The 11802-nt window shown below is 63.1% G+C and carries 10 protein-coding genes and 4 pseudogenes; 4 read left to right on the top strand and 10 right to left on the bottom strand.

The genetic code is table 11. From position 1 onward, the window contains the following. Window positions 1-3: 3 nt before the first annotated feature. Window positions 4-1671, bottom strand: coding sequence for an amidohydrolase (locus AC0L14_RS10780; protein WP_473749439.1), 1668 nt, complete (start codon window positions 1669-1671; stop codon window positions 4-6). A gap of 169 nt (window positions 1672-1840) precedes the next feature. On the opposite strand from AC0L14_RS10780, the gene AC0L14_RS10775 reads away from it, so the two are divergent. After that, the gene (locus AC0L14_RS10775; protein WP_473749437.1) at window positions 1841-2872 is read left to right on the top strand and encodes a histone deacetylase family protein; all 1032 of its coding nucleotides are present in this window, start codon (window positions 1841-1843) and stop codon (window positions 2870-2872) included. Window positions 2873-2995: 123 nt separating this feature from the next. Here the strand turns inward: AC0L14_RS10775 and AC0L14_RS10770 are convergent. The 4 genes and pseudogenes from AC0L14_RS10770 to AC0L14_RS10755 form a co-directional block, all read right to left on the bottom strand. After that, window positions 2996-3164, bottom strand: a pseudogene (locus tag AC0L14_RS10770) (transposase); the annotation flags it as partial. A gap of 28 nt (window positions 3165-3192) precedes the next feature. Then, window positions 3193-4446: a DUF5996 family protein gene (locus tag AC0L14_RS10765; protein WP_473749436.1), complete on the bottom strand. Its 1254-nt coding sequence runs from the start codon at window positions 4444-4446 to the stop codon at window positions 3193-3195. A 98-nt stretch (window positions 4447-4544) separates the two neighbouring features. Continuing rightward, window positions 4545-4846, bottom strand: a pseudogene (locus tag AC0L14_RS10760) (pirin-like C-terminal cupin domain-containing protein); the annotation flags it as partial. Window positions 4847-5167: 321 nt separating this feature from the next. Then, complete coding sequence (locus AC0L14_RS10755) at window positions 5168-6061, bottom strand: LysR family transcriptional regulator (RefSeq protein ID WP_473527161.1); 894 nt, start codon at window positions 6059-6061, stop codon at window positions 5168-5170. A gap of 154 nt (window positions 6062-6215) precedes the next feature. Between AC0L14_RS10755 and AC0L14_RS10750 the strand changes: the two genes are divergently transcribed. Beyond that, on the top strand, window positions 6216-6869 hold the full coding sequence (locus AC0L14_RS10750; protein ID WP_473549350.1) for a hydrolase: 654 nt from the start codon (window positions 6216-6218) through the stop codon (window positions 6867-6869). Between the two features lie 30 nt (window positions 6870-6899). Then, complete coding sequence (locus tag AC0L14_RS10745) at window positions 6900-7211, top strand: hypothetical protein (RefSeq protein ID WP_473749435.1); 312 nt, start codon at window positions 6900-6902, stop codon at window positions 7209-7211. 98 nt (window positions 7212-7309) lie between these two features. Here AC0L14_RS10745 and AC0L14_RS10740 read toward each other — a convergent pair. The 5 genes and pseudogenes from AC0L14_RS10740 to AC0L14_RS10720 all read right to left on the bottom strand — a co-directional run. Then, window positions 7310-7396: pseudogene (locus tag AC0L14_RS10740) on the bottom strand (IS5/IS1182 family transposase); the annotation flags it as partial. Between the two features lie 215 nt (window positions 7397-7611). Continuing rightward, a pseudogene (locus AC0L14_RS10735) lies at window positions 7612-8159 on the bottom strand (dihydrofolate reductase family protein). Further along, the gene (locus AC0L14_RS10730; RefSeq protein ID WP_473749434.1) at window positions 8156-8353 is read right to left on the bottom strand and encodes a hypothetical protein; all 198 of its coding nucleotides are present in this window, start codon (window positions 8351-8353) and stop codon (window positions 8156-8158) included. Before AC0L14_RS10730 ends, AC0L14_RS10735 begins: the two are co-directional and overlap by 4 nt. Window positions 8354-8385: 32 nt before the next feature. Then, window positions 8386-9312: an SRPBCC family protein gene (locus AC0L14_RS10725; protein ID WP_473749433.1), complete on the bottom strand. Its 927-nt coding sequence runs from the start codon at window positions 9310-9312 to the stop codon at window positions 8386-8388. Next, entirely contained in the window at window positions 9309-9650 is a 342-nt protein-coding gene (locus AC0L14_RS10720) for an ArsR/SmtB family transcription factor (RefSeq protein ID WP_473749432.1), read from the bottom strand. Before AC0L14_RS10720 ends, AC0L14_RS10725 begins: the two co-directional genes overlap by 4 nt. A 465-nt stretch (window positions 9651-10115) precedes the next feature. Here AC0L14_RS10720 and AC0L14_RS10715 point away from each other — a divergent pair, with 465 nt between their 5' ends. Continuing rightward, window positions 10116-11759, top strand: coding sequence for an MFS transporter (locus AC0L14_RS10715; RefSeq protein WP_473749431.1), 1644 nt, complete (start codon window positions 10116-10118; stop codon window positions 11757-11759). The last annotated feature ends 43 nt before the right edge of the window (window positions 11760-11802 follow it).

Raw genomic sequence — 11802 nt, 5'->3', positions numbered from 1 at the left:
CCGTCAGACCTGATAAGTGACCTTGCCGCCGCAGATCGTCGTCACCGGCCGTACCGTATGCAGCGCTTCCGGTGCGGTCGCCTCGATGTCGCCTGAGAGCACCACGAGATCGGCCATAAAGCCTGATTTCAGGCGGCCCTTGCGATGCTCCATGAACTCGGCATAGGCGCCTGCCACCGTATAGCCCGCGAGCGATTCATGCAGCGAAAAACTCTGGTCGGGATCGCCGTCTGCCCATGGTTTGCGCAGCACTGCCGCCTGAATGCCCAGGATCGGATCGATCGGCGACACCGGCCAATCGGAGGCGAAGACGACGCGCGCGCCGGCATTCTTCAGCGTCCGCCAGGCATAGCTCAGCGACCAGCGGGCGGACCCGATGCGCGACACCGTCGGCTCCAGCGGCAAGCCCATGCTGCCCGGCGGATGCGGCGGCTGCATCGAGGCAATGGCGCCAAGCTTTGCGAAGCGCGGTATGTCGGCGGCGGTGACCACCTCGATATGCTCGACCCGGTGCCGGCTGTCGCGCCTGCCATTCGCCTTTTGCGCCGCCTCATAGCCGTCGAGCACGGCGCGCACGGCGCCGTCGCCAATCGAGTGCACCGCCATCTGCAGCCCGCGCCTGTCGACGGCCACGGCAAGGTCGATGAATTGCTGCGGCGTGAACAGCGGCTCGCCCACCCAATCCGGACGGTCCGCATAGGGCTCGACCATCACCGCCGTCCATGAATCGAGCACGCCGTCGTAGAACACCTTGACCATGCCTGACGACAGCCATTCGCCAGCGTAGCGCTCAGCCATATCAGAGGCTTTGTCGAGCATGTCGAGCGTCATGAAATTCTTATAGTGGAACGGCACCTGCACGCGGCACAGCAAGCCGCCCTCGACCTCGATCTCCGACAGGAGTTCGAGCTGGTGCAAATTGCCGTCCATGTTCTGGATCGAGGTGATGCCGTGCCTGGCACACCATTCCAGCCCGCGGCGCATGATCGCCCGGTCGGAGGCCTGCTCCGCCGGCGTCGGCTTCGGGTCCGGCTCGCCGCCGGTGGCCAGGCCGAGCCGCACGCGATCCTCGCCGGCCAGCGCGATCAGCGGCCCAAAAGCCTCGCCCTCGCGCAATTCGCCACTGGCCAGCCCGTCGTCGCCCATGACGATCTCGTTGCCGGGACCAAGCCGCTTGCCTCTAAGCAGGCCGGCCAGTTCCAGCGCCTTGGTGTTCGCCCACATTGTGTGGTGGTCGGGCGCTGCCATGACGAGGGGCCGGTCCGGCAGGATGCGGTCGAGGTGATGGCGGCTGACCCGCTCCGTCGCCGACAGGATGGTATAGTCGGCGCCTTGCGCCTGCAGGACGGATAGATCCGGCCGCTTTGCTGCATAATGGCGCACAGCATCGCAAAGCGCATCGAAACCGTGGATGCCCATCAGCTGGAGGTGATCGAGTTCGGCCGCGCCGGCGAAAAGATGCATATGCGCTTCGATGAAGCCGGGGACGACCGAGCCGCGGCCGGCATCGATGACGCGCGTGCCGGGTCCCTTGTGCTCCAGCACGGTCGCGCGATCTGCGATCGCAATGATTTCGCCGCCCTTGACGGCTATGGCTTCGGCGCGGGGAGTATCGGGATCCATTGTCAGTATGCTGGCGTTCTCGACGATCAGATCGGCCGATGGCGGCATAAGTTTCTCCCGTTTGAGCTTAGGCTAGCAGAGTCTTGGCGTCTGGCAAGCCGGCCGCTGCCACTCGCAACAGCGGTCCGGAATGCCTCTTGGCGGCGCTGAAACTCTCTGCCACAAAGCAGTCCGTCAATGACAGATGCGCAACTCGAAGAGCGAGCCGGCCGCCCAAATGAAGACTGTTTTCTCCCCTCTCCACGCCGGTCATGCCGGCAATTTCGAACTGATTTCAGGCGCCATTGTGTCGGCCTTCGAGAAGCCCTCGCGCGCCGAGTTCATCAAGGCGAGGGTGGAGAGCGAAAAGCTCGGCCCGATCCTGCCACCCGAGACCCACGACCTCGCAGCCGCCAGGAAGGTGCATACCAGCGACTACATCGATTTCCTGCCGACCGTATGGCCGCTCTGGGAAGCGTCGGGCCGAACAGGTTCGGCCATCCCCTTCACCTGGCCGACGCGCGGCTTGCGCGGCGATGTGCGCCCCCAAACCATCGATGCGCTGCTTGGCTTTTATTCCTTCGACGGCGGCGCCACCTTCGTCAAAGGCACCTGGGAGGCGATCAAGTCGTCCTATGACGTGGCGCTGACCGCGGCCGCTCTGGTCAAGGGCGGTGAGACGTCAGCCTTCGCGCTCTGCCGCCCGCCCGGCCATCACGCCGGCGCTGCCTTCATGGGCGGCTATTGCTACATCAACAATGCCGCCGTTGCCGCGCAATGGTTCCGCGACCACGGCGCCAAACACGTCTCGATCCTCGATGTCGACTACCATCATGGGAACGGCACGCAGGAGATCTTCTACAGCCGCGGCGACGTGCAGGTGCTGAACCTGCATGGCGACCCGATGACCGAATATCCGTTCTTCCTGGGCCATGCCGACGAGCGCGGCGCCGGCGCCGGCGAAGGCTTCAATGTCAACTACCCCATGCCGTTCGGCACCGCATGGGATGCCTGGAATGCTTCGCTGGAGGACGCCTGCGCAAAACTTGCGGCTTACGCTCCCGAGGTCGTTGTCGTCTCGCTCGGCGTCGACACGTTCGAGAAGGACCCGATCAGCAGGTTCAAGCTGAAAAGCGCCGACTATCCCAAGATTGGCCGTCGCATCGCCAAGCTCGGCCTGCCGACGCTGTTCGTCATGGAAGGCGGCTATGCCGTCGAGGAAATCGGCATCAACGCCGTCGGCGTGCTGACCGGATTCGAAGATCGGTAATGCATGTCGCCCAAAGGGCTGCCCCGGGCGTTCGACCCGAGAGAGCGCAGCGGTTTTGGGCAACGACATTCGTAGAAATCTAGGCCGTAGACTCATAGCGCGGAGCCAAAGCCGCATTGAGTTCTCGCCGTCGTGCGCAGCCGTGATACTCTCCATCAGTCGGCCCCACACGCCTGCCTTCCGCCATCGCACGAAGCGGCTGTAGCAGGTGGTGCGGGCCATAGCGCTCGGGCAGGTCACGCCAAGGCGCACCAGATCGCAGCACCCAGAAGATGCCGTTCAGCATGCGCCGCAATGCGCGTGGTCGGGCTGTTGGCAGCCTATAACCGGCGCAGCACGTCCTGCCATTCCGGATGACGGTCGATCTGCGCTTTTGCGAACGGACAAAGCGGAATGATATTGACCCCTTCGCGTCGTGCATCCTCGACCGCCTGGCGCACCATTTGCTCGCCGACCTTGCGGCCCCGCAAGGCTGCTGGAATTTCTGTATGGTCGATGATGATCAGTCCCTCGCCGGCGCGGCTATAAGTCATCTCGGCTTCGACGCCATCGATGACCATCCGGTAGCGCCCCTCCGATGCGCCATCCTCCCGCTCAACCTTTTCGTCGGACGATAAAGTCGCCTTCTTCGGCAGTTCGGCGTGTGGCGGCCGCACCTGCCCCGGCCGCCCTTGCATGCACTCCAGCAGATCGCGGTCCCATCCTCCGAGATCGGCAGCGGCCTCGTAGGTCGAGACGAGAAACGCCAATAGGGTCTCGTCGCCATCGGCAGCCGACTGCACGGCATCGTAGGGCAGGATGAACTCCGACAGGCCGTCATGCCAGAACGCCGCATCCGGCCGGACCGATGCGCCTCGAAAGCCGTTCGGCGTTGGATAGGCGTAAGCGTAGAAGGCGGGATAATCGATGCCGCCGCCGCCCGGCCAGAAGCCTGCCGAGGAGACCTCGCGGTCGTAGGCCTCCTGCGTCACGTGGTCCGGCAATGCCGGAATTCCGCCCGGATGGAGAGGAGCACGCCTCCCTGAGAAGCGCGTGACGGCCAGATCGAGAGCGCCCCAGAACAGGTGAACCGGGCTGGACTTGCCGAGAAAGGAGGTCCGGAACGTTTTGAAGACCCTGTCGACCGCCATCGACGCGTGATGGAAGCGTTGAACGGCGTCGCGGTCATAGGGCCGTTCGCGATGATCCTCGTTGAACGGCACCGGGTTCGGCACTTCGTTCGGTTGGCCGTTGAAGGTCGGCGTGCCGCCGAGTTCGGAAACCAGCCGGACGAAGCTGGCGTGGAACGCCGCGACCGTAGTCGGCCCGAGCGCGAAGGACGCCTTGCGGCCGTCGCCGCTCGCGCCCATCACCATGTGGTCTCGAAGGTCGAACAGGATCTCGATGCCAGGGCCGTCGGGGATCGGCGAGGATGTCAGGCCGTTAGGCGTGACATAGAAGGTCGCGTTCCAGGAATGGTTGAGCCACGGGGTATGAGCCAGCCGATACTTGCCGGCGATCTGCAAGTATAGATGCAGTGCGGAACACGTCTCGCGCCAACTGAGGTAGTCGAGGTGGGGCCACTTGTTGCTCATTTTCGCTGTCTCCATCCTGCATTCAACGGCACGCGACATCGTTCATGTCGTCCTCGACCGCCCGAGCCGCGTCCGCGCGATCATCTTATCAGCGCCGGTCAGTCCGGAAGAGGAATGTGCTCATCCCGGTCATCGACCGGGAGATCGAAGCGCCCCTTGCCCCAGTTCTGCGCGCGCCATTCGGCCTTGGCCTCCTCGATGCGCTCCCGGGACGAGGCGACGAAGTTCCACCATATATAGCGCGGTCCGCTGAGCGTTGCGCCGCCGAGCATTATCAGTTGCGCGCCTTGGCGGCCGGCCGCGACCGTGATCCTGTCGCCCGGGCGAAGACCATCATCTGAGGTGCCTCGTAATCCTGGCCGGCGATCGATATCGAGCCTTCGACGATGTAGATGCCTCGCCGAACCTCGAAACCGCCAAGGTCGCGGAAACGCGGAACGATGAGGGTTTCGATCGCGTCGAGGCCCACCTCATCGGGACAGCCTCGCCCCTCGCCGATGAGAAGGCGCATGCCCGGTCTCCGCCAATCTGCACAGCGTGAGCGGGTCGAGTGCTGCCCACCCGACGACGGCCCGAACTAGCGAGCGGCCGTCTCCGCAACTAGCCACGCAATGCGCCAAGCTGTGTCGCGGAAAGTGGAACGTGCAGGCAATAATGCCGCCGAGGCCGGTGGCCCGCAGGCGAGCGCGTCGTCTGCCAAGGCTTCGCGGATGTCAGTGCTTTAACGGTCGAGACCCCAGAGGTGGGGATTTCGTTCGAAATGCTTGATCAGCATTTCGGTGACTGTGCGTATCTTGCGTGCCGGGTGCTGCCCCGGCGGTCGGATGACATATGCACCCGCCGGCGGTGGCGGATAGCGTGACATGATCGGAACGAGCGCGCCGGAGGCCACATAGTCATAGGTGATGCAATCGGGGAGCCAGGCGATGCCGAGTCCTGCTGCTGCGGCGGCGGCGAGCGCCGTAGCGTTGTCGGCCTTGAACCTGCCCTGCGGCTGAACCGTGACGATCTTGTCGCCATCCATGAGTTGCCAGGCTTCGGTTCCCTGCATGAGGGACTGATGGGCAGCGAGCTCAGCCGGCGTCTCAGGGGAACCGTGCGCACTGATATAGTCCGGGCTGGCGACCAGTTTCCCATAGATCGGCCCGACACGTCTCGCGATCAGGTTGGAATCCTGAAGGTAGCCAACCCGGATCGCACAATCAAAACCTTCGGTGATGAGATCGACGAAGCGATCGCTGTAGGAGGCATGGATGTGGAGGTGCGGGTGGTGTCGCGCCATGTCCGCGAGCACGGGGGCGAAGTGAGTCGGGCCGAAAGAAAGCGGCATGGCAACTCTCAGGCGGCCGCGCAGCTCACCTGTCGGGAGGATCGTTTCCCTGGCTGTGTCGATCTCGGCGCTGGCTCGGGCCGCATGGTCCCTGAACGTGATCCCTGCTTCCGTAAGCGCTGCCCCGCGTGTCGTTCGTGCAAGCAGTTGGACGCCAAGCTCCGCTTCGACCCGAAAGAGTCGCCGGCTGACGATTGACTTGGAGACGCCGAGCCGGCGCGCGGCGGCCGATACGCCCCCTGCATCGGCCACTGCGACGAATGTTTGTAGATCTTCGATGTCCAATTCGGCGTTCCTCGTTTCGCGACACAGCTTGCCCGACTATGGCACTACCGCATCGCCAAAAGGAACAGCAAATTGCGTCCAGGCAACGTCGCCCGCTGGCGCATGTCTCCCGTGAACCCATTGCCTTCCATAGCGGCAGAGAAAGGAAGTTTTGATGACCCCTCGTAACGGCCTCGATTCGCTTCTTCGTCCCGAAGATTCGGTCCTCGTTCTGATCGATCACCAACCTTATCAACTCGCGAACCTGAACAGCCACGATCCGCATATGGTGGTCAACAACACGACCGCGCTGGCGAAGCTAGCAAAAGCCTTCAATGTTCCGACCATTCTCACCAGCGTGATCGCGGCGCGCGGTGGACTTCTCTTTAAGCAGATCACCGACGTATTTCCGGACCAGGAAGTCATCGATCGCACCTGGGTGAACACCTGGCAGGACGAGAATGTGGTGAACGTCGTCAAGGCGACCGGCCGCAAGCAACTGATCATCGCCGGCCTGTGGACCGAGGTCTGCGTCGCAATGCCTGTCATCCAGGCCGCCGGCGAAGGCTGGGACGTGACCGTGATCACCGACGCGTCGGGCGGGATTTCGAAGGAGTCTCACGAAGTTGCCATCCAGCGCATGGCCGCGGCCGGCGCGAACGTGATGACCGTGATGGCGCTCGCTGGCGAATGGCAACGCGATTGGGCGCGCACCGAGCACGTCGAGGAGCTGACCGAGATTCTCATCCAGCACTTCGGCGGCAGCGGCATCGCGTACCTCTGGGAACAGCAGCTGCTCAACACGCCGGTGCCGAGCGCCGCGAGCTAATCTGAATAGGGATGAAGAGCATTCAGAACGATGCGTCGCAAGGAAGTTGAACACGCATCGTGCCTCGTCATCCCACGCACTTGCCATTCAGATATAGAAGCGATGAACGGAAAAGCTGCACCCGCTGGGCCCGGCTGGCCTGAAATCATCGTTTGCCCCGTCTGCCTGACCGTACTGGCTATCGGCGGGGGTGACGGCCTGGTTCGGCTGGATCTTGACCCGGTGGTGCTCGGCTTGATTCTGACGGCGCTTTCAGGCGTTGGCGGCATGGCTGGCTTTTTCGCGGCCTTCCTGCTGCGCATCCGGTCCTGGACGGCCTTCGGCGTGCATCGCACGACCTAGCGATGGATCGTAATCGGTGCTGCGGTTGGGATGGGCGCCTTCTTCGCGAAACTGGCTCTCATGGTCCTTACAAGTGCGGCCACATGATCAAGTTCAGGATCATGGCGGAAAGTGCCTATCGGTTTGTTGAGTAGCAACGGCTGGATCACGCGCCATTCGAAGTCTGTCAGGTAATATCGGCTCATGGTGAATCAGAATCCGGCGCGATGTGAAAGCAGCCAGTCGGCAACGCCCCCAATTCAGCTATTCCGAGCTGGCCGCGCCAAACCCATAAGCGGTCATTCACAGATTTAAGGTGATGGCAGCTACGCCCCTTGGCCGCCGATCGTCTGGAGCGCGCCGCTTCCCCGGGCCCTCCCTTTTCGACAAGCCAAGTTGACGGGAAAGAGCGGATCGATCGTCATTGTCTGCTCTCCGGCGCGTAATGGAGGATGACAACACCAGACTTGAGCGTCTTCGTCTCCAGATGCTTCAGGGGTATCCGGTTCGGGCCGCCCTTGAAGAGCGGCGTGCCTCTCCCGAGAATGACGGGTTGATCCCGAGGTGATACTCGTCGATCAGGCCGTGCTCCATCAGGGTCGCCGTCAGGTCGGCGCTGCCGAACACGAAGATGTCTCCGCCGTCCCTGGTCTTCAGCTTGGAGACTTCTTCCGCGACATTGCCGTTGAAGAGCTTCGTGTTGTTCCAGTCGGCGCTTTTCAGCGTGCGCGAGAAGACCACCTTCTCGATCTTGTTCATGAAGTCCGCGATCCAGCCTTGCTCGGACGGCCAATAGGCTGCCATGAGCTCGTAGGTCACGCGGCCGAAGATCAGCGTGTCGGCCTTTTCCTGGGTCTCACGAATGTAGTTCTCGAGTTCTTCTTCGAAGACGAACCAGCTGATGTCCCTGTCCGGACCTTCGAAGAAGCCGTCGACGGTCACCATGTCCCATATGATCAGTTTTCTCATAGAACCCTCCTCTTCGTGTATCCCTTTGTGAATTCTCGGCCCCATCCCGCCAAGCGGAAGCGCATGTTGGTGATCGGCCCCGCTTCCGAGACCTGGGTCTTCTCCAGCCTGACCGGCTCCATGCCGTTCTGAATGAAGAGGCGGATGCCGACGCCGATGAAGACGAGCGCGACATGGATGAGGACCTCGTCCACCCTAATTCGGGCCGACGGGAGACCGCAGCATTTCAGCGGGATTCGACGAAGCGTTCCAGTTTGCCCAGAGTTTGCAGTCCCAGTTCCACGGCACCGAAGCCCTTCGCCTCCTGGAACTCGGCAGTCGTGCTGAACACCATGCCCAGCGTTACCTTCGTTGCCCCGTCCTGATCCTCGAACGAGGCCCAGGCGTCGGCATGTTTCGGCCCGTTCTCGCCCCAATGCAGCGTATAGCCGATCCTCTCCTCGGGCCGGACCTCGTTATAGAGATGGTGGTTCGGGAAGACCGTGCCATCAGGCGCGATCATGTCGAATACCCATTCCCCGCCCGTGCGCAGATCGATCCTTTTCGTGCGACAGGAGAAGCCTTCCGGCCCCCACCATTGCGACAGCGTTTCAGAGTTCATCCACGCGCCCCACACAATGGATCGCGGCGCCTGAATCACCCGCTGCAACACCATGGTTCGTTCAGCCGCGCCCGCGAGGTTGTCTAGTCCCGCGCCGAAGCCTTCTCGATAGCCTGCCTCCATGTCCTGCGCCAGCGAGGAAAGTTGCACCGTCACGACCAGCCGGCTGCGCTCGTGCGTTCCCGAGATATCCGCCGTCACCAGCGCGACCGATTGCGTCACGCCTTCGGATGAGATCACCTCGTAGTTCACGCTGCACAGCGCCGGCTGCAACGCCAGCCAGCCGCACTCGCAGCGGATGTCCGGATGGCCCTCTACCTTGCAGAGCGAGATCTCGCGTCCACCCACCCTGGTGTCGGCCTCCAAGAACTCCACGGTGACCGAGGGTGATGGCGCAGCCCAGATCGCCCGCGCGGCCGGCGCCGTCCATGCCTCCCACAGCACGGCCAATGGCGCGGCCACATCCCGTTCGAAGGTGAGCGTCGCAAAGCGGCCCTTCCTATCATCAGGCACCGCACGGGTCGCACCGTTTGTAGCGAGGTTCTGTGTCATTCTTCGCCTTCCTTCATCACATTCACCACAAATGCATCCAACCGGTCGAGCCGAGCCTCCCAGATGGCGCGCTGTTCATCGAGCCATGTCCGCACCGGATCCAGGGCCTCGGGCACGATGGCGCAGGTGCGTATCCGCCCGTCCTTGGACGTGGTGATCAACCCTGCCGCCTCCAGCACGGAAAGGTGCCGCATCACCGTGGGCAGCCGTAGTCCCGTGGGGCCAGCCAAATCCGTCACCCGCGCAGGTGTTTCGGCGAGCCGGGTCAGGATCGACCGGCGGGTCGGATCAGCGAGCGCATGGAAGAGCAACGAGAGAGCAGGATCATGCTTAGCCATGTCGCTAACTATCGCCGAATTTGCCGGTGGCGCAAGCGAAAACTTCGTCAAGTCGCTAAGTATTTTTTGCCCAACGCGCCGAGTTCTTGGAGCAGGCGGCTTCCGTTGCCGAGTCCGCTGGGAAGTTGCTCGCAGCGATGCGAGCACAGGCCGATGCCTGCAATCGAAGACAAATTCCTGAAGCCGCCAGTCCGCTCCCCACCAATCTCAGCCGTTCGCGTTTTATGGGTTCACGGCAGAAGGCAGCGGGGCGCGGCGGGCGGAAAGTCGGCCACCTCACCGAAGCGCTTCACGCGGCCTGCAAGAATGGCCGCTGACCTGTTCCAGCCACCGCTATCTTATTGTTGGACCATGATCTTCTTTGATAAGGCGTTCGCCCTTTGCGAAGTCATGCTCTACTTCTAGGGGACGGCATGAGGGCACCGATTCTGGAAGAACGCAGCATTTGAAGTCGGGGAAGCATCCATGATCGACGACGAGCCGGACAGCGAACGCGTCTCGGCGCTGGCGCCGTTCCGGCACGGCATTTTCCGCGCCGTATGGTCCGCCAGTCTGGTTTCGAATTTCGGCGGCTTGATCCAGGGCGTCGGCGCCGCCTGGATGATGACCACGATCGCCACCTCGTCCTATCAGGTTGCGCTGGTCCAGGCGTCGACCACCTTGCCGATCATGCTGTTTGCGCTCGTTGCCGGCGCCATCGCCGACAGCTTTAACCGGCGCAAGGTCATGCTGATTGCCCAGATCTTCATGCTGGTCGTCTCGGTTCTGCTGACCGTGTTCACCTACCTTGGCTTGATGACGCCGTGGACGCTGCTCGCCTTCGCCTTCCTGATCAACAGCGGCACCGCGCTTTACAACCCGTCCTGGCAGGCTTCTGTCGGTGACATGGTGCCGCGCGCAAAGCTGCCTGCGGCCGTCGCGCTCAACTCCTTGGGCTTCAACCTGACGCGCAGCGTCGGCCCGGCGATCGGCGGCATCATCGTTGCCGCCGCGGGTGTTGCAGCGGCCTTTGCCGCCAATGCGCTGAGCTATGTTGCGCTTATGATCGTGCTTGCCCGCTGGAAGCCAGACCTGCCGGCCTCGACACTGCCGCGAGAGACGCTGGGCGCGGCGATGGGCGCCGGCCTGCGCTACGTCGCCATGTCGCCCAATATCGGCAAGGTGCTGGTCAGGGGTGCGGCTTTCGGCTTCAGCGCCGGCGCGGTTCTGGCGCTGCTGCCGCTGGTGGCGCGCGATGTCGTCAAGGGCGATGCCTTGACCTACGGCATCATGCTCGGTGCGTTCGGCATCGGTGCCGTCGGCGGCGCGCTGATCAGCGTCCGGCTGAGGCAGATCCTGTCCAGCGAGACGATGGTGCGCATGGCATTCGCCGGCTTCGCGCTCTGCGCCTTCAATGCCGCCGTCAGCGAACACGCCTGGCAGACGTCGCTCGGGCTGCTCATCGGCGGCGCCTGCTGGGTGATCGCGCTGTCGCATTTCAACGTCACCGTGCAGATGTCGACGCCGCGCTGGGTGGTCGGCCGGGTGCTCTCGGTCTATCAGACGGCGACGTTCGGCGGCATCGCGCTCGGCAGCTGGATTTGGGGTGTCGTCGCCGATGCGAATGGCGCCGAATTCGCGCTGGTTGCGGCTGCTGTCGCGATGCTGGCGGGCGGCGCGGTTGGCCTTTTGTTGCCGTTGCCGCAGCAGGCGGTGCTCAACCTCGATCCGCTGAACCGTTTCAAGGAGCCGCATCTTGCGCTCGACCTAAAACTGCGCAGCGGCCCCATCGCCATCATGATCGAGTACATTATCCGCGAGGAGGACGTGCCGGAATTCCTAGCCACCATGGCTGAACGCGGCCGCATCCGCCGCCGTGACGGCGCCCGCAACTGGACGCTGGCGCGCGATCTCGAAAATCCCGCAATATGGATCGAGCACTATCACACGCCGACATGGCTCGAATACATCCGCCACAACAAGCGGGCCACCCATGCCGACGCTGTAATCGGCGAGCGCGTACGGGCGCTGCACAGCGGCGACGAGCCGCCGCGCGTCCGTCGCATGATCGAGCGTCCGACAACCGCCGGCACCACGATCGTCATGCCGAAAGGACCGATCGAGCATTAGGCCGTGCCGGTGTGTCCAGTTGGATGAACACATGACGCTCCAA

Source organism: Mesorhizobium sp. WSM4841 (assembly GCF_055811515.1).
This window is presented reverse-complemented; position numbering and strand designations above follow the sequence as displayed.